Origin of the sequence: Caulobacter ginsengisoli (assembly GCF_030814835.1) — a bacterium.
GTDB lineage: Bacteria > Pseudomonadota > Alphaproteobacteria > Caulobacterales > Caulobacteraceae > Caulobacter > Caulobacter ginsengisoli.
The window spans coordinates 315,001-330,887 of the sequence record NZ_JAUSVS010000001.1; the positions used below are offsets into that span (position 1 = coordinate 315,001).

The 15,887-nt window shown below is 68.9% G+C and carries 17 protein-coding genes, 1 tRNA gene and 2 rRNA genes (1 of these 20 running past the window's edge); 11 read left to right on the plus strand and 9 right to left on the minus strand.

The annotated features are described in order from the left end of the window. The 3 genes from QO010_RS01465 to QO010_RS01475 form a co-directional block, all read left to right on the plus strand. Nucleotides 1–399, plus strand: a 23S ribosomal RNA gene (locus tag QO010_RS01465) (it extends 2,394 nt beyond the left edge of the window). Between the two features lie 78 nt (nt 400–477). After that, nucleotides 478–592: ribosomal RNA gene (gene rrf, locus QO010_RS01470) — 5S ribosomal RNA — on the plus strand. 66 nt (nt 593–658) lie between these two features. After that, nucleotides 659–735: transfer RNA gene (locus QO010_RS01475), tRNA-Met, on the plus strand. 79 nt (nt 736–814) lie between these two features. On the opposite strand, the gene QO010_RS01480 is transcribed toward QO010_RS01475, so the two are convergent. The 4 genes from QO010_RS01480 to QO010_RS01495 all read right to left on the minus strand — a co-directional run bounded on the left by QO010_RS01480 (nt 815) and on the right by QO010_RS01495 (nt 3,447). Continuing rightward, nucleotides 815–1,951 (minus strand): M23 family metallopeptidase, encoded by a 1,137-nt coding sequence (locus QO010_RS01480; protein ID WP_307344971.1) that lies wholly within the window; start codon nt 1,949–1,951, stop codon nt 815–817. Nucleotides 1,952–2,020: 69 nt separating this feature from the next. Next, complete coding sequence (locus tag QO010_RS01485) at nt 2,021–2,539, minus strand: 2'-5' RNA ligase family protein (RefSeq protein ID WP_307344974.1); 519 nt, start codon at nt 2,537–2,539, stop codon at nt 2,021–2,023. A gap of 78 nt (nt 2,540–2,617) precedes the next feature. Further along, the gene (locus QO010_RS01490; protein WP_307344977.1) at nt 2,618–3,100 is read right to left on the minus strand and encodes an SRPBCC domain-containing protein; all 483 of its coding nucleotides are present in this window, start codon (nt 3,098–3,100) and stop codon (nt 2,618–2,620) included. Continuing rightward, nucleotides 3,100–3,447: an ArsR/SmtB family transcription factor gene (locus tag QO010_RS01495; protein WP_307344980.1), complete on the minus strand. Its 348-nt coding sequence runs from the start codon at nt 3,445–3,447 to the stop codon at nt 3,100–3,102. Before QO010_RS01495 ends, QO010_RS01490 begins: the two co-directional genes overlap by 1 nt. Nucleotides 3,448–3,630: 183 nt before the next feature. On the opposite strand from QO010_RS01495, the gene QO010_RS01500 reads away from it, so the two are divergent. The 3 genes from QO010_RS01500 (at nt 3,631) to QO010_RS01510 (ending at nt 6,893) form a co-directional block, all read left to right on the plus strand. Continuing rightward, entirely contained in the window at nt 3,631–4,146 is a 516-nt protein-coding gene (locus QO010_RS01500) for an outer membrane beta-barrel protein (protein ID WP_307344982.1), read from the plus strand. Between the two features lie 198 nt (nt 4,147–4,344). Then, a complete protein-coding gene (locus QO010_RS01505; protein WP_307344985.1) occupies nt 4,345–6,102 on the plus strand; it encodes a VanW family protein in 1,758 nt (585 codons plus the stop codon). Next, nucleotides 6,099–6,893 carry an alpha/beta fold hydrolase gene (locus tag QO010_RS01510; protein WP_307344988.1) on the plus strand — a complete coding sequence of 265 codons (795 nt, stop codon included), beginning with the start codon at nt 6,099–6,101 and terminating at the stop codon, nt 6,891–6,893. The genes QO010_RS01505 and QO010_RS01510 overlap by 4 nt, the downstream gene beginning before the upstream one ends. On the opposite strand, the gene QO010_RS01515 is transcribed toward QO010_RS01510, so the two are convergent. From QO010_RS01515 to QO010_RS01525, 3 genes are read right to left on the minus strand one after another with little or no spacing between them, the layout of a single operon-like run. Next, the gene (locus QO010_RS01515) at nt 6,890–7,540 is read right to left on the minus strand and encodes a DNA alkylation repair protein (RefSeq protein ID WP_307344991.1); all 651 of its coding nucleotides are present in this window, start codon (nt 7,538–7,540) and stop codon (nt 6,890–6,892) included. The two genes, QO010_RS01510 and QO010_RS01515, sit on opposite strands and share 4 nt — an antisense overlap. A 1-nt stretch (nt 7,541) precedes the next feature. Next, a complete protein-coding gene (locus QO010_RS01520; RefSeq protein ID WP_307344994.1) occupies nt 7,542–8,183 on the minus strand; it encodes a glutathione S-transferase family protein in 642 nt (213 codons plus the stop codon). Next, nucleotides 8,180–8,554, minus strand: a complete 375-nt coding sequence (locus QO010_RS01525; RefSeq protein ID WP_307344997.1) for a VOC family protein — start codon at nt 8,552–8,554, stop codon at nt 8,180–8,182. The genes QO010_RS01520 and QO010_RS01525 overlap by 4 nt, the downstream gene beginning before the upstream one ends. 76 nt (nt 8,555–8,630) lie before the next feature. On the opposite strand from QO010_RS01525, the gene QO010_RS01530 reads away from it, so the two are divergent. From QO010_RS01530 to QO010_RS01550, 5 genes are all read left to right on the plus strand, one after another. Further along, nucleotides 8,631–10,223, plus strand: coding sequence for a phytoene desaturase family protein (locus QO010_RS01530; RefSeq protein WP_307345000.1), 1,593 nt, complete (start codon nt 8,631–8,633; stop codon nt 10,221–10,223). A 120-nt stretch (nt 10,224–10,343) separates the two neighbouring features. Beyond that, nucleotides 10,344–10,544, plus strand: coding sequence for a hypothetical protein (locus tag QO010_RS01535; protein ID WP_307345005.1), 201 nt, complete (start codon nt 10,344–10,346; stop codon nt 10,542–10,544). Nucleotides 10,545–10,637: 93 nt separating this feature from the next. After that, on the plus strand, nt 10,638–11,903 hold the full coding sequence (locus QO010_RS01540) for an LLM class flavin-dependent oxidoreductase (RefSeq protein WP_307345009.1): 1,266 nt from the start codon (nt 10,638–10,640) through the stop codon (nt 11,901–11,903). A gap of 2 nt (nt 11,904–11,905) precedes the next feature. Next, the gene (locus QO010_RS01545; RefSeq protein ID WP_307345012.1) at nt 11,906–12,682 is read left to right on the plus strand and encodes an alpha/beta fold hydrolase; all 777 of its coding nucleotides are present in this window, start codon (nt 11,906–11,908) and stop codon (nt 12,680–12,682) included. 11 nt (nt 12,683–12,693) lie between these two features. After that, nucleotides 12,694–13,761, plus strand: coding sequence for a zinc-binding dehydrogenase (locus QO010_RS01550; protein WP_307345015.1), 1,068 nt, complete (start codon nt 12,694–12,696; stop codon nt 13,759–13,761). On the opposite strand, the gene QO010_RS01555 is transcribed toward QO010_RS01550, so the two are convergent. Further along, on the minus strand, nt 13,758–14,567 hold the full coding sequence (locus QO010_RS01555; protein ID WP_307345018.1) for an arylamine N-acetyltransferase family protein: 810 nt from the start codon (nt 14,565–14,567) through the stop codon (nt 13,758–13,760). The two genes, QO010_RS01550 and QO010_RS01555, sit on opposite strands and share 4 nt — an antisense overlap. Nucleotides 14,568–14,618: 51 nt before the next feature. Then, nucleotides 14,619–15,824: an LLM class flavin-dependent oxidoreductase gene (locus QO010_RS01560; protein ID WP_307345021.1), complete on the minus strand. Its 1,206-nt coding sequence runs from the start codon at nt 15,822–15,824 to the stop codon at nt 14,619–14,621. Nucleotides 15,825–15,887 lie beyond the last annotated feature (63 nt).

A 15,887-nucleotide genomic window follows, 5' to 3' on the forward strand; every position in this document is an offset into this window, starting at 1 on the left:
AAGTTTGGCACCTCGATGTCGGCTCATCACATCCTGGGGCTGGAGCAGGTCCCAAGGGTTCGGCTGTTCGCCGATTAAAGTGGTACGTGAGCTGGGTTCAGAACGTCGTGAGACAGTTTGGTCCCTATCTGCCGTGGGTGTACGAAGCTTGAGAGGATCTGTCCCTAGTACGAGAGGACCGGGATGGACACACCTCTGGTGGACCTGTCGTGGCGCCAGCCGCGCAGCAGGGTAGCTAAGTGTGGAATAGATAACCGCTGAAAGCATCTAAGCGGGAAACTAACCTCAAAACAAGGCTTCGCTGAGAGCCGTGGTAGACCACCACGTTGATAGGCCAGGTGTGGAAGTGCCGCGAGGCATGCAGCTTACTGGTACTAATCGCTCGATAGGCTTGATCGTTCTTAGTTGAACTCATGCACTATGCACTGTGTATTCGCAGTCTATGATGTCTTCTCAAATTTGCATCCGTTCCGCCGACCTGGTGGCTATGTCGGAGGTTCCCCACCCGATCCCATTCCGAACTCGGTCGTTAAGTCCTCCAGAGCCAATGGTACTTCGTCTCAAGGCGCGGGAGAGTAGGTCGCCGCCAGGTCCGCCGAACGGATGCAAACGATACAGTCCAGACTGACCCTTGTTCACGATACTTCCACCGCATTGCCGCGGGATGGAGCAGCCCGGTAGCTCGTCAGGCTCATAACCTGAAGGTCGCAGGTTCAAATCCTGCTCCCGCACCCAAGATCGAAGAGCCCGCCAGGTGAAAACCCGGCGGGCTTTTTCGTGTTTGGCCCCCAGCCCTACCTGGTTCGACCGAGCTCTACTTTGCCGTCACGAAATCCCCCGTCTGCGGCGCCGCGTTGTCGATGCCGACGAACCGCGCCGGGATGGCCGCGCAGTTCAGCGGATCGGGCCCCGCGCAAACCCCGAAATGCAGGTGCGGCTCGGTGGAGTTGCCCGAGGAGCCCAGCTTGGCGATCGGCTGGCCTGCCTTGACCTTCTGGCCCACCTTCACCGCCACGCTGCCCGGCTGCAGGTGGGCGTAGAGGGAAAACTCGCCGTTGCCGTGGTCGATGACCACATAGTTGCCGACGATGCCGGGCATGCCCTTGGCCAGCCGGGCGGCCTGGTCCTGGATCAGGCGCTTCATGTAGGCGTCGGGAGGCTCGCCCGGACGCTGCATGGCGTTCAGGTCCTCCGGCTCGCCATCGAGCGCGGCGACGACAACGCCGTCGGCGGCGGCCAGCACTGGCGCGCCATAGGCGTAGTAGTCGGCAAAGGCCGTCCCGTCGCCGCGATGGGTCAGGCCGCGCGCGTCCATCTGGGCGATGTCATAGGCGAATTCCTCGAACACCGCCCAGCGGTGATGGGAATGCAGCGAGGGGCTGGCGCCGACATACCAGGTCCCGCTCAGCGGAAACCGCAGGGCGGTCCGCGCCGCCCCGGCCCGGATCGGCAGCTCGCCGATAAACTCGGCGGGCGCGCCGGCGCTCAAGCCATAGGCCAACACCCGCACGCGATCGCGCGGCCCGTTCAAGGCGAAAACCTGCTGGGTCAGCACCAGGGCCTGGCCGGGCTGGATGATCGCGCTGTCGGCCGGGGTCAGCTTGCCAAACAGGGCGCCGCCGCAATACTGGCCCGGCAGCACGGCGTTGAGGCCAACGACGCCCGGCGCCTTGGCGGCGATGGCGGCCAGGTCCGGGGCGTTCAGGACGCGGGTCTCCTTGACCACGTCATCGCTCAGCAGCTGAATCTCGACCCCGCGCAGTTCGAACGGCCCGGGCCCCGGATTGACCAGGGCCACGCTCTGCAGCAACAGGCTCTGCACGCCCCGCTGCGGCTCAAGCGGATAGGTCCAGGCCGCCGTGGCGGGACAGAACCGCAGTTGCGGCCCCTCGGCCGGCGTGGGCAGCGCGGCCAGGCCGGCGGCGGCCAGGATCGAAGCCAGCAGTGGCATGGGAACCCTCCTCGTGACGGGCCGATCATAGCGGCGGACCGGCGGGACCCTAGTGAACTCGCCGCAACCTCAGGCGGTCAGGGGGAAGCGCCGCAGCGGCGTCACCGTGCGGCCATCGAACCCGACCAGCTCAAGCGCGGCCAGGCGGCCGGCGATGGCGATGGGGCCGAGGCCGGCGGCGATGGCTTCCGCTGCCTCGAAGCTCTCGGCGGCCGCGACGGTGATGTGCGGGGCGTAGGGGATGTCGGCCCGCAGGTAGGCGGCGAGGGGCCCGCTGTAGAGGGCGACGTGCAGGCGGCGGATCTGAGCGTCTCCCGCATCCGGCGTCAGGAAGACGTGACTGCGCGGCGAGAAACGGTCGCGGACCGCGTGGGCGGCGGTGAGCCGGAAGCCGACAGGTTGCGTGGCGGCGGCGATGGTCTGGGCGTGGCCGGCGGCGCTCGCTTCGTCCAGGCCTTCGAACGGGAAGACCAGGGTGATGTGGGCGGCGACCATCCTGGCCTGCGGGTCATGGAGCGCGCGCGCGGCCTCGATCCAGGTGTGGTCTGCCGGGTCGAGCTCGGGATAGCTGATGATCGCCAGGGCCATGAGGGCAGGGATACGCCGCTTCGACAGCCCTCCCTATACCGCTCATCCCCGCTTTCGCGGGGATGAGCGGAATTGAGATCAGGATCGTTCTTCGCTCAGCAACTCCACCGCCAGGTCCCCGAGCTGATCCAGCCCCGAATTGGTCCCCGCCTCGAACCCCGCCCCGACATGCTCGACATACATCCGCCGGCTGCCGAACACGGTGTGGACGGTGACCGTCGTGCGGCCGTCGACCTCGTCGAAGGTGATGGTCGTGACCATCTTCTCTGCGCCGGCCATCTCGAAGCCGTTGTCGTAAACGATACGGCGGCCAGGGACGATCTCCAGATAGCTGCCGCCGAAAGGTGGGTTCTGGACGCCGCTGTGGCCGGTCATGGCCATGCGGAAGGTCCCGCCGACCCGGAAGTCGACCTCGCACAGCGTCACCGGCCAGCCCTCGGGCCCGAACCAGCGCATCAGCAGATCCCGCTCGGACCAGGCGCGGAACAGCAGCCGGGCCGGGGCGTCGTAGACCCGCACGATGGTCAGGTCGCGGACCTGGTCGTCATCGATACCGCTCATCAGGCGTCTCCTTGTTGCTTCAAGTCTTCCACCACTCTGTCCAGCCGCCCCAGGCGGTCCTCCCAGAGCCGGCGATAGGCGCCCAGCCACCTGTCGGCGCCGGCCAGGGCAGGGGCCTCGATCCGCACCGGACGGAACTGGGCTTCACGGCCGCGCGAGATCAGGCCGGCCCGCTCCAACACCTTGAGATGCTTGGAGATTGTCGGCTGGCTCAGATCGAATCCGGCCACCAGTTCGTTCACCGTCACCTCGCCGCGATAGGCCCGGTCTAGGATGGCCCGGCGGGTGGAATCGGCCAGGGCGCCGAAGATACGGTCGAGCTGGATGGTGGTCTGGGAGGCATTCATGCTTGTATATCGCTATATGGCTATATGCTCATATGGCGATATGTGGCCGGCATGTCAACACCCGGCATGATGACGGCGTTTGTTCGCCGCTATGTTGAGCGCCCGACTTTACACGCTCCGCGACCTGCGGCATGCAAAGGGGGCGAGACGGCCATCTCGGCCGTCTAAAGGGGGACTATCCTTATGAAGACTCTGTTTGCCGCGGCGGCCGCCGCGGCGATGCTTGTTGCTGCGCCCGCCTTCGCCGGCGAAGTCAGCACCTATGGCAACCTGACTTTCAACACGCTGAACACCGGCGGGCTGAACCTGCAGTCGCTGGGCGGCCGCTTCGGCGTGCGCGGCCAGTATCTGGGCGCCGAAGCCGAAGGCAGCTTCGGCATCAGCGAAGAAGACTACGGCGGCGCCCAGGTGAAGCTGAGCAACCAGTACGGCGTCTATGCGGTCGCCTTCCTGCCCAGCGGCGACGATGTCGACTTCTTCGTCCGCGGCGGCTACGGCCACGCCGAGGTTGACGTCAGCGCCGGCGGCGGCAGCGTCACGGCCAGCGACAGCATGTGGTCCGCCGGCGTCGGCGGCCAGTGGTTCTCGCAAGGCGGCAAGAACGGCGTGCGCTTCGACGTCACCCATTCGTGGTGGGACGCCGGCGGCGACTCCGACACCATCTCGATCGCTTACGTGCGCAAGTTCGGCGGCAAGTAGGTTTCAGCCTTCGCGGACACGGGACGGCGCGCCTTCACGGGTGCGCCGTCTTGCATTTTGGTCACTCGCTCCGGACTTCATCGGCCTCGCGATGGGACGGGAAGGTAGGCCCACACCCGGACCGCCCACGAGGTTCGACGGGAGGGGTTCCGACGGCTCAGCCGCCAAGCTATCGTTGGACCCAAGCCGTGGGGGCGTATGAACCAGATCCCGAGACCCGCCGACCTGACGCCCGATCCCGACACCGACTGGTGGGAGCGGCCGAGCCGCCTGTCGGGGGCGTTGTTCCAGGCCAAGGTGGCGGTGTTCCGGCTGCGGCGCGGGGTGATCGACACGACGAGCGGGCTGAAGCGGCTGGCCCAGGGACCGGTCCCGGCCGGCTATCGGCTGCTGGCCGAGGCGCGCAGCGACCTGTGGACCGAGGAACGCTCGCGCGAGCACCGCCACCAGCGCGGCAAGGTCGAGAACCTGCGGCGGGCGACGGCGGCGATCGGCGGCGGGCTGCTGCCGGCGGGGACGGTGTTCAGCTTCTGGAAGCAGGTCGGCAAGGCCACGCGCCGACGGGGTTTCGTCGATGGGCGGATGATCCAGGAGGGTTGCCTGGTGCCCTCGGTCGGCGGGGGGCTGTGTCAACTTTCCAACGCCCTCTATGACGTCGCCCGCCGGGCCGGCTGCGAGATCGTCGAGCGGCATGGCCATTCCAAGGTGGTGCCGGGCTCGGCCTCGACCCACGGCCAGGACGCCACCGTGGCCTGGAACTATGTCGATCTGCGCTGGCGCCATGCCCAGCCGCTGCATATCGAGACCTGGCTGACCGAGACCCAGCTGGTGGTGCGCTTCCACGGCCCTGGGGCTGCGCCGGAAGCGGAGACGCCGGCCGCCGCCGCGCCGGGCCGCATCGCCCGGGCCTGCGACAGCTGCAACGAGACCTCGTGCCATCGCCATAAACCTGGCTCGGATCAGGCCGGGACGGGGCGGCGGGTCTGGCTGGTCGACGACAACTGGCCGGAGTTCCAGGCCTGGCGGGCCGAGACAGCGGGTCCGACCGACCTGCTGGGCCTGCCGCTGGACGGCGGCCGCTGGCGGCTGGCGCGGTATGCCTGGCGGGATGCGCCGGCGGGCCGCACGCGTTCGGCGCCGCTGCAGGCCCTGGCCCGGTCGGCGGCGGTGCGGCGCGTGGCGCATCTGGGCCCGGCCCGGCGACGGGCCGAGCTGGCGGGGGCTGAAGCCATCGCCCGCGCGCTGGAGCGGCTGCTGACTCCCGACGATATCGAGGTGGTGGCAGCCCAGTCGCTGCTACCCTTCCTGTGGCGCGGCGGCCGGCTGGGCGGGCGGCGGTTCAGCGTGCTGATGACTCGCCTGCCGATGGCCCTGCTGCAGAGCCGGCTGGACGAAGCGGCCCGGGCCGGCGGCCCAGATCAGGCCAGCCTGACCGACTTCCGCGCCGACCCCGCCCTGGTGGCGGCCGAGACCGAGGCCCTGGCCCAGGCCCATCAGATCGTCACTCCACATGCTGCCGTCGCCGCCGCCTTCCCTGGCCGGGCCGTGCGGCTGCCCTGGGCGGTTCCCAGCATGACGCCCCGGACGCCCGTCGCCGGCCGCCGCATCGCCTTCCCGGGTCCGACCGCCGCCCGCAAAGGCGCCTGGGTGGTGCGCGAGGCGGCCCAGGCGCTGGGGCTGGAGGTGGCGCTGGCCGGTTCGGCGCTCGAGGGGGCCGGGTTCTGGTCCGGCGTCGAAACGCTGACGGCCGGGCCCGACTGGCTGGACGGGGTCGGCGTGGTCGTCCAGCCGGCCGTGGTCGAGGACAGCCCCCGCCGGCTGCTGGCCGCCCTGGCCGCCGGCGTCCCGGTCATCGCCACCAACGCCTGCGGCCTCGACCCGCAGCCCGGCCTGACTCTCATTCCCCCGCAGGACGCGGCGGCCCTGATAGACGCGCTCAGGGAGCATCTGTCGTGAGCCTGCACCGCGTGAACGGCCTCAATCTGTGGATCGAGCAGGCCGGTTCGGGCCCGCCGCTGCTGGCCATCATGGGTTCGGGCGGCGATCTGCGCCGCAAGCCCAATATCTTCGACGCGCCGCTGACCAAGACCAACACCGTGGCCAGCTACGACCAGCGGGGCCTGGGTCAGAGCGACAAGCCGCCCGGCCCCTACAGCATGGCCCAGTATGCCGACGACGCGGCCGGGGTGCGGGACGCGCTGGGCTGGGACCGGGCAGCCGTGATGGGCATCTCGTTCGGCGGCATGGTGGCGCTCCAGATGGCGGTCCGCCATCCGGGGCGTATCCGGCGGCTGGTGCTGTGCTGCACCTCGCCGGGCGGGGCGGGCGGGGCCAGCTATCCGCTGCACGAGGTCCAGGACCTGCCTCCGGCCGAGCGGACGCGGTTCATGACGCCGATCTCCGACACCCGCCACGACGCCGCCTGGCAGGCGGCGCACCCGCAGGTGATGGAGGGGCTGATCGCCATGGCGCAGAACGATCCCTACGCCGACGACCCCGGCCGGGCGATGGGCGCACGGCTACAGCTGGAGGCGCGGCGGCTGCACGATGTCTGGGACCGACTGGGGGAAATTTCCGCGCCGACCCTGATCTGTGGCGGGCGGTATGACGGGATCGCCTTGCCGGAGACACAGGAGCGGATGGCCGAGCGGATTCCCGGCGCCAGGCTGGAGATGTTTGAGGGCGGGCACCTCTTCATGGTGCAGGATCGGCGGGCGTACCAGGTGATCGGGGAGTTTCTGGCCTAGTCGCTCTTCGGATTCTTCAGGCCCGTCCGCAGCTTGTTGCCGACCTCACGCCGCACCCGCGCGCCCACGATGTTATCCGCCAGGAACGCCTCAACCGGCGCCGCATCCTGCCGGCCCAGCTCCCGCAGCGCCCAGGACACCGCCTTCTCGACCATGTCGTCGCGGTCGCCGGCCAGCCGCGCGCAGATGGCCAGCGTCCGGGGCGCGTCGATGCGGCCGCCCTCGGCGGGGCGGTTGAGGGCGACGGTGCTGACCAGGGCGGCCCGGCGCAGCCAGCGGTCGGGCGAACGGGACCAGGTGTCGATCAGACCGTCGGAGACCTGGCCGCGCGCCCAGGCCGGGCCGACCAGGATGCGCGCGTAGGCGTCGACCGTGTCCCAGCTGTCCAGGCCCTGGGCCAGTTCAGCGGCCAGCGTGTCGTCGAAGGCGGCGAAGGCGGGCCTGTGGAAGCGGATCAGCTCCTCGCCGACCCAGCGGCCGGCGTGGCGGGCGGCCAGGGCGCGGGCGACCTCCAGGATGAAGTCGACCGGCTGCCTGGCCCAGGCCTTGGTGCGGGCCTGGCGCACCGCGCGGATGGAGGCGGTGTCGCGGCGGGGCAGGGCGGCGATCTCGGCGACCAGGGCCGCGGCGGCTTGAAGGGGCGTCATGTCAGTCCGCCGACAAGGTCTGACGCATCGATGGCCGCGCCTTGATCCGCGCCCACCAGGCCTGCAGGCTGGGCAAGGGGGCCATCAGCCCGGCCGCTTCGGGGGTGCGCATGACGAGGTCGAACATCGGGGCGGCGTGCAGGTCGGCGAGGCTCAGGGTGGGTCCGGCCAGCCACGGGTCTTCGCCCAGCCGCTCGGCCAGGGCCCTCAGGCAGGTCGCCGCCTTGGGCAGGGCGGCGGCGATCCGGGCCTCGTCGGTCGGGCGGCCATGGGCGGGGTTGGAGATGCGCTCGACATAGATGTCCCAGACCTGGGTGCGGTAGAAATAGCTGTCCATGATCCCGATAACCTGGACCATCCGCGCCCGGCCGGCGGGGTCGGTCGGCTGCAGGGCCGGGCCGGGGAAGGCCTCGTCGACATAGCGCTCGATGGCGGCGGCCTCGTAGAGCCTGACCGCGCCGTGCTCGAAGGCTGGGATGCGGCCGAACGGGTGGCGGGCCAAGTGCTCGGGCGGCGGGCCGCCCCGGGCGAAGACATCGACCTCCTCCAGACGGTAGGCGACCTCCTTTTCGGCCAGCGCCAGCCGCACGGCGCGGACATAGACGCTGTAGGCGGCGCCGTAGAGGACAGGCTGGTCCGTCAATGCATGGTCCCGGCGACGATCTCCAGCTTGTTGCCGTCGGGGTCCAGGACCACGGCGCCGTAGTAGTCGGGGGCGATGTCGGGGTGGGGACCGGCGGCGCGGAGGGTGGTCGCGCCATTGGCGATGGCCGCGGCGTAGGATGCGTCGACGGCGGCGCGGCTGTCGGCGGTGAAGGCGAAGTGAGTCCCCAGGCCCGCCACCTGTTCGCCGTCGACTGGATAGAGGTAGAACTGCCGACTACCGTTCTGGCCATAGGCCAGCTCGGCCTCCGAGGCGAAGGCGTTGGCGCTGCCCAGTGGAGCGAAGAAGGCGTCGTAGAACCGGCGCGCGGCGGCCAGGTCGCGCACGCCCATGGACAGGTGATCGAACATCTTGGGCCTCCCTTTTGACCTCAGGGATGTGGGGGCTCGTCTGGACGAAGTCGAGGGGCCGTGCGAAAGCCGCTTCATGTCGGATGTCATCATTATCGGGGCCGGTCACAACGGCCTGGTCTGCGCCTTCTACCTCGCCCGGGCGGGGCTGAAGGTCACCGTGCTCGAGAAACGCGATGTGGTCGGCGGCGCGGCGGTAACCGAGGAGTTCTTCCCCGGTTTCCGCAACTCCATGGCCAGCTATACGGTCTCGCTGCTCAATCCCAAGGTCATCGCCGACCTGGAGTTGCCGCGTCACGGGCTGAAGGTGGTCGAGCGCAAAGCGGCCAACTTCCTGCCCATGGAAGGCGACTATCTGCTGACGGGCGAGGGGCGGACCAAGGACGCCGTGGCGCGGTTCTCCAGGAAAGACGCCGAGCGACTGGACGCCTACAACGACCGGCTCGACGCCATCGCCGACGTGCTGCGCGACCTGGTGCTGGAGACGCCGCCCAACATGGTCGAGGGCGGGCTGTTCTCGGCCATCCCGGAACTCATCAAGAGCGCGGTGCTCGGCAACAAGATCTCCAAGCTCGACACCACGGCGCGGCGCGACCTGCTGGCCCTGTTCAGCCAGTCGGCCGGCGACTGGTTGGACGGCTGGTTCGAGAGCGAGCCGATCAAGGCAGTGCTGGGCTTCGACGGCATCGTCGGCAACTTCGCCAGCCCCTACGCGGCCGGTTCAGCCTATGTGCTGCTGCACCACGTGTTCGGCGAGGTGAACGGCAAGAAGGGCGCCTGGGGCCACGCCATCGGCGGCATGGGTGCGATCACCCAGGCCATGGCGGCGGCGGCCCGCGAGAAGGGTGTGGAGATCCGCACCGGCGTCGGGGTTTCCGAGATCCTCAGCCAGAACGGCAAGGCGAACGGCGTGGTCACCGAGGCCGGCGAGCGGCTGGACGCCCGGCTGGTCATCTCCAACCTGCATCCCAAGCTGACCTTCGAAAAGCTGATTGACCCGGCCATCCTGCCGCCCGACTTCGCCGAGCGGATCGCCCGCTACCGCAGCGGCTCGGGGACCTTCCGCATGAACGTGGCGCTGTCGGAACTGCCCAGGTTCACCTGCCTGCCCGAGCCCGGCGACTATCTGACCGCCGGCATCATCATGGCCCCCAGCCTGGCCTATATGGACCGGGCCTTCATCGACGCCCATCGGGACGGCTGGTCCAAACAGCCGATCATCGAGATGCTGATCCCCTCGCTGCTCGACGACAGCCTGGCGCCGGCCGGCCAGCACGTGGCCAGCCTGTTCTGCCAGCATGTGCAGCCGGTGCTGAGCGGTGGCCGGTCCTGGGACGATCATCGCGAGACCGTGGCCGACCTGATGATCGATACGGTCGATAAATGGGCCCCGGGCTTCAAGGCCTCGGTGCTGGGCCGGGTGGCGCTCAGCCCGCTGGACCTGGAGCGCAAGTTCGGCCTGGTCGGCGGCGACATCTTCCACGGGGCGCTCAGCCTGGACCAGCTATTCTCGGCCCGGCCAGTGCTGGGGCATGGCGCCTACCGCGCGCCGCTGAAGGGGCTGTATCTGTGCGGGGCGGGAACTCACCCTGGGGGCGGGGTGACCGGCGCGCCGGGACATAACGCGGCGCGGGAAATCCTCGCCGACGTCCGCAATCGTCGTATCTGAAACGGGCCTTTTAGAAAAAGCCACGAATTGGGCGCGTCAAATCGCCTAACGGCGTTCGCCGCCCATTTTGGGTGAACCCTTTGTTTGCTATGGTGGCCAGGCAAGCGGGGGCGGGGTGCTTTGGGACTGTTCGGCAGGAACTCGAAAAAGGAAGAGTTCGAGCACGACGTGCAGACCGAACTCTCATATCTGCGGGCCTTGCACGGCGAGGCGGCCTACGACGCCGCTGTCGAGCGCGCCCGACGGCCCCGGCTGGGCGGCATCCGGCGCGCGGTGCTGGAAGAGGCGGCCAGGCGGCTGGCGCCGGATCGGCTGGACTAGCAGCCCTTAACGTCGGGTCAGTCTGGCCCCGCCGCGAACCCACGCCTAATCTCATCCCAGGCCCCGTCAGAGGGCCGCGTGGGAGGTGGTGCGATGAAGTTCACCTGGTTCAACCTGATGCCCTGGCCCGACCTGCCGGAGGACTTCCGCGAGAAGCATCGCTCGGTCTGGGTCGATATCGACCAGCGGCTGTTCGACCCCGTCAGGAGCCACGAGGTCTACAACACCTATATGGACCTGCTCGAATACGCCTCGACGGTCGGGTTCGACGGCATCGGGGTCAATGAGCATCACCAGAACGGCTACGGCATCATGCCCAGCCCCAACATCATCGCCGCCGGCCTGGCGCGGCGCACCAGCGAGGCGGCGCTCGTCGTGCTCGGCAACTCCATCGCCCTCTACAACCCGCCGGTGCGGGTGGCGGAAGAGTTCGCCATGCTGGACTGCATCAGCGGCGGGCGGCTGGTGGCGGGGTTCCCGGTCGGGACCTCGATGGACACCAACTACTGCTACGGCCAGATCCCCTCGCTGACCCGCGAGAAATACATGGAGGCCCATGAGCTGATCATCAGGGCCTGGACCGAGCGTGACCCGTTCGCCTTCAACGGCCGCTACAACAAGCTGCGCCACGTCAACATCTGGCCCCGGCCGATCCAGCAGCCCCACCCGCCGGTCCACATCCCCGGCGGCGGCTCGGTGGAGACCTACGACTTCTGCATCGACAACACCTACAGCTACTCCTACCTGAGCTTCTCCGGCTACCTGCGGGCCAAGGCGTTGATGCAGGGCTATTGGGACCGGGTGGCGCAGCGGGATGCGCCCGATACCTCGCCGTACCGGGCCGGGTTCGCCCAGACCATCTGCGTGGCCGAGACCGACGAGGAAGCCGAGCGGCTCTACTGGCCGCACATCAGCTACTTCTATAACCGCTGCCTGCACGTCTATCCGGGCTTCGCCGATGCGCCCGGCTACCGGACCATCAAGACCATCCAGTCCGGCGCCCTGTCGCAGTACGCCCCGCCGCGCGGCGGCTATGCGACGCTCACCTGGAAGGAGTTGGTCGAGCAGGGCCACATCATCGCCGGATCGCCGGAGACGGTGCGCCAGCGGATGGAGGACCTGATCAAGGGGCTCCACGTGGGTAACATCTTCTGCCTGATGCATGTGGGCGACATGCCGGCCGACAAGTGCATGTATTCGACGCGGCTGTTCGCCGAGAAGGTGATGCCCAAGCTGCGGAACATGTTCCCCGAGCATGCTGACGACGACCGGTTCTGGTGCAAGCCGCTGGCGAAACGGGTGACGCCGGGCTCGTTGCCGGCCGCACCGATGACCGCGCCGCAAACGGTGGGGGCGTAGCGATGGAACTCAAGACCGTCGAGACGCCGCATGTGCCGGTCCGCTACCTGACGGGCGGGTCGGGGCCGGCCCTGGTCTATCTGCATGGGGCGGGCGGAGTGACCGCCGCCGATCCGCTGCTGGCGGAACTGGCGAAGTCCTCCACCGTCTACGCGCCCTTCCTGCCCGGCTATGGCGACAGTCAGGAGTGCGCCGAGCTGCGCGACATGCTCGACATCACCCTGCACTACTGGGACGTGGTCGCGGCGCTGGGCCTGAAGGACCCGGTGCTGGTCGGCCATTCCATGGGTGGGATGATCGCCGCCGAGATGGCCGCCGTGGCGCCGGGCGACGTCAGCCGGCTGGGCCTGATCTGCCCGGCGGGGCTGTGGCTGGACGACCACCCCATCGCCGACCTCTTCTCGCTGCTGCCCTACGAGCTGCCCCAGGTGCTGTTCCACGACCCCGAGGCGGGCGCGAAGGCGATGAGCTCGGGGCTGAACATGGAGGACCCGGGCTTTCTGCAGACCTTCCTGGTCCAGAACGCCCGCCAGCTGGGCATGGCCGGGCGGATCCTGTTCCCCATTCCCGACCGGGGACTGTCGGGGCGGATCTATCGCGTAAAGGCGAAAACCGTCCTGGTCTGGGGCGACAGCGATCGCTTGATCCCGCCGGTGTACGCCCAGGCCTGGAAGCGGGCCCTGCCGAACGCCGAACTGGTCTCGGTGCCCGAGGCCGGACACATGATCACCATCGAGAAACCGGCCGACGTGGCCGCCGCCCTGTCGCGGCTTGGTTAGAGGAAGAGTTGATGCGCGCAGTTGTTCGCCGGGCCGGCAAGCTGGTTTGTGATGAGATCGCCGACCTGGAGCCCGGCCCTGGCCAGACCCTGGTCAAGACCCTGGCCTGCGGCATCTGCGGCTCGGACCTGCATGCGCTGCACTATCTCGACCACATGGTGGAGATGACCCGGCGGGCCGGCGGCGGCGACAGGCTCAAGCCCGACCAGGACATCGTCTTTGGCCACGAGTTCTGCGCCGAGGTGCTGGACCACGGCCCCGGCGGCGGGCGGTTCAAGGCCGGGACGCGGGTCTGTTCGATGCCGGTGGCGTTCGGGCCGGCCGGGTTTGAGGCCATTGGCTATTCCAACAGCCTGCCAGGGGGTTACGCCGAGCGGATGATCCTCAGCGAGCCGATGCTGCTGGAGGTGCCCAATGGCCTTTCCACCGAGCACGCGGCCCTGACCGAGCCGATGGCCGTCGGGGCGCACGCCGTCGCGCAGGCCTCGATCGAGAGCGGCAGCGTCTGCCTGGTGCTGGGCTGCGGGCCGGTGGGGCTGGCGGTGATCGCGGCGCTGAAGCTCAAGGGGCACAGCCCGGTCATCGCCGCCGACTTCAGCCCCCGCCGGCGCAAGATGGCGGAGGTGCTGGGCGCAGACCTGGTGGTCAACCCCGCTGACGCCTCGCCCCATACCCGCTGGGCCGATTTCGGGGTGCCGGCGACCCTGATGGAGCACGCGGTGGCCCGGATGACCGGCCAGCTGAAGGGCCGCTCGGTGGTGTTCGAATGCGTTGGCTCGCCGGGGGTGCTGCAGAGCGTCATCGAGGGCTGTCCGCCGGGGGCGCAGATCGTGGTGGCCGGGGTGTGCATGGAGGCGGACAGGATCGAGCCGTCCCTGGCCATCAACAAGCAGCTCGAGCTGAAGTTCGTGCTGGGCTACACGCCCGAGGAGTTCGCCGAGACGCTCATGGACATCGCCGAGGGACGGCTGAACGTGGCGCCGATGATCACCGGCGAGGTGGGTTTGGACGGTGTGGCCGGGGCGTTCGAGGACCTGCGCAATCCGGAAGCGCATGTGAAGGTGCTGGTGCGGCCTTAACCCTGAGCGGCCATCACCACCTCATGCCGCGCCACGATCTTCGGCCACAGGTCCGCCGCTTCCGGCAGGTCCAGCCCGAAGTCCTCGGCCAGCATCGCCACATACTCGTCCGCCGAGCCGATCAGCCGGTCCTGCGTCCCCGTCGGCGTCGCCGTCCGCAGCACCCGGCCCCGCAGCATGAGCAGGCGGTCGGGCCGATGGCGCTGGGCGACGGCGTTCTGGACGAAGCCGGACTCCGGCGAGGTCTGCAGCCAGTCGCAACGGTCGGCCAGCAGGGCTTCATCGGCCGGCGCCGAGCGGAAGTCGAAGGAGGGCGCGCCGCCGGCGGGGTGGTTGTGCAGCCGCCACCAGCCGTCTTCCTGCAGTTCGAGCCGGAAGTCGTAACCGGCGCTGGCGAATGAGGCCGCCTCCAGGGGATAGGGGTCCAGCGGCCCGTCCCCAAAGCCGGCGTCGGCGATCCAGGGGCGGTCGAGATCGACCCGCAGGACCAGGTGATTGCCCACCGCCGCCTCGCCGCGCAGCACCCGCACCGCGCCGCCGGCCATGCGGGTGACGTTGAAGCCGATCTCCCCGAGCGCCCAGCCCAGGAGGCCGTTCATCTCGTAGCACCAGCCGCCCCGTCGGCCCTCGACGATCTTGGCGTAGGCGGCGGCCGGGTCGGTGGTCAGCGGCCGGCCCAACTGGACGTCGAGGTTCTCGTACGGAATGGCCAGCAGGTGGGCGCGGTGGACGGCCCTCAGGGTGGCGAGGTCGGGACGGACAGGACCGGCATGGCCGATGCGGTCGAGGTAGGCGGCAAGTTCCATACGGTGAACTTGGGGAGCGGCGGCGCTTTTGCCAATCCTCTCCGGCCCCTGCTACTCCTTCTTGCCCAGCCCCATGGCTTCCAGGATCTCCGGCCGGATGTTCTCGGTCCCCTTGTCCTGGATGTGGGCGGCGACCCGGGCCCCGACGGCCATCATGGCTTCACCCATGAAGCGCGGGCGGTTGGTCGAGGCCCAGCCCAGGGACTCGTCGCGGTTTTCGTTGAGGCCCTGGAACTTGGGCGCGACGTAGCGGGCCAGCATTTCGTAGGACTTCTTCTTCTTGTCCCATTCGGCCCAGTTGTGGTCCATGCACAGGAAGGCGCCGAAGCCGCCCGACTGGGCCTGCAACCGCTCGACCTGGGCGATGGCGTCGTCGGGGGTGCCGATCACCGCCATGCCCGAGGCGATCAGGGCGTCGACCGGATCGGTGCCGTCGTCGGGGGCCAGCGGCAGGGCGGCGACTTCGCGGAAGTAGTACAGCCATTTGTCGAGGCCGAAGCGCACGTCCGCCCGGGCCTGTTCGCGGGTCTCGGCGATGTGGACCGGGCCGACCAGACGCCAGGCGCCGCGGTCCATGGTCTTGCCGGCTTCCTTGGCCTTATCCTCGGCGATGGCCCAGTTGGACGAGAGGGCATTGAAGCCGCCGGCATTGGTGGCGCCGATCGACAGCAGCCCCGCGCCATGCCGGCCGGCGGCATAGGCGCCGGTGGGCGAGACCTGGCTGGCGACGCAGATCTCGACCGAGGGGCGGCTGTAGGGGGTCATCTGCAGGCGGGCTTCGTTGCAGACGAACCAGTCGGTATGCTTGGTCACGGTCTCGCCGCGCAGCAGGGCGACGATGACGTCCAGCGACTCGTCCATGCGGTCGCGCTGGGCCGAGACGGGGATGCCCATCATGAAGGCGTCGGAGGGCAGGGCGCCCGGGCCGACGCCGAACATCACCCGGCCGCGGGTGATGTGGTCCAGCTGGTTGATACGGTCGGCCAGCATCAGCGGGTGGTGATAGGGCAGGGACGAGACGCCGGTGCCCAGGCGGATATTTTTCGTGCGCTCGGCGACGGTGGCGATGAACAGTTCGGGGCTGGCGATCAGCTCATAGCCGGCCGAGTGATGCTCGCCGATCCAGGCCTCTTCATAGCCGAGCCTGTCCATGTGCTGGATCAGCTCGATGTCCCGCTCCAGCGCCAGGGTGGGGTTGTCGCCCAGCGGATGGAAGGGGGCGATGAAGGCCCCGAAGCGCAGTTTGGTCCCAGCCATGTGGATCGGTCTCCCCGTCTCGTTATGTGATTGGCGATCACTTTAAACGAGCGTTTGGATGGG

What these genes read in the sequence shown, in the direction of transcription:
- QO010_RS01505 (WP_307344985.1), top strand. Translation starts at nt 4,345, where the DNA reads ATGAACCAGATCCCGAGACCCGCCGACCTGACGCCCGATCCCGACACC.
- QO010_RS01560 (WP_307345021.1), bottom strand. Translation starts at nt 15,824, where the DNA reads ATGGCTGGGACCAAACTGCGCTTCGGGGCCTTCATCGCCCCCTTCCAT.
- QO010_RS01525 (WP_307344997.1), bottom strand. Translation starts at nt 8,554, where the DNA reads ATGTTCGATCACCTGTCCATGGGCGTGCGCGACCTGGCCGCCGCGCGC.
- QO010_RS01540 (WP_307345009.1), top strand. Translation starts at nt 10,638, where the DNA reads ATGAAGTTCACCTGGTTCAACCTGATGCCCTGGCCCGACCTGCCGGAG.
- QO010_RS01555 (WP_307345018.1), bottom strand. Translation starts at nt 14,567, where the DNA reads ATGGAACTTGCCGCCTACCTCGACCGCATCGGCCATGCCGGTCCTGTC.
- QO010_RS01495 (WP_307344980.1), bottom strand. Translation starts at nt 3,447, where the DNA reads ATGAATGCCTCCCAGACCACCATCCAGCTCGACCGTATCTTCGGCGCC.
- QO010_RS01550 (WP_307345015.1), top strand. Translation starts at nt 12,694, where the DNA reads ATGCGCGCAGTTGTTCGCCGGGCCGGCAAGCTGGTTTGTGATGAGATC.
- QO010_RS01530 (WP_307345000.1), top strand. Translation starts at nt 8,631, where the DNA reads ATGTCGGATGTCATCATTATCGGGGCCGGTCACAACGGCCTGGTCTGC.
- QO010_RS01490 (WP_307344977.1), bottom strand. Translation starts at nt 3,100, where the DNA reads ATGAGCGGTATCGATGACGACCAGGTCCGCGACCTGACCATCGTGCGG.
- QO010_RS01515 (WP_307344991.1), bottom strand. Translation starts at nt 7,540, where the DNA reads ATGACGCCCCTTCAAGCCGCCGCGGCCCTGGTCGCCGAGATCGCCGCC.
- QO010_RS01485 (WP_307344974.1), bottom strand. Translation starts at nt 2,539, where the DNA reads ATGGCCCTGGCGATCATCAGCTATCCCGAGCTCGACCCGGCAGACCAC.
- QO010_RS01480 (WP_307344971.1), bottom strand. Translation starts at nt 1,951, where the DNA reads ATGCCACTGCTGGCTTCGATCCTGGCCGCCGCCGGCCTGGCCGCGCTG.
- QO010_RS01500 (WP_307344982.1), top strand. Translation starts at nt 3,631, where the DNA reads ATGAAGACTCTGTTTGCCGCGGCGGCCGCCGCGGCGATGCTTGTTGCT.
- QO010_RS01545 (WP_307345012.1), top strand. Translation starts at nt 11,906, where the DNA reads ATGGAACTCAAGACCGTCGAGACGCCGCATGTGCCGGTCCGCTACCTG.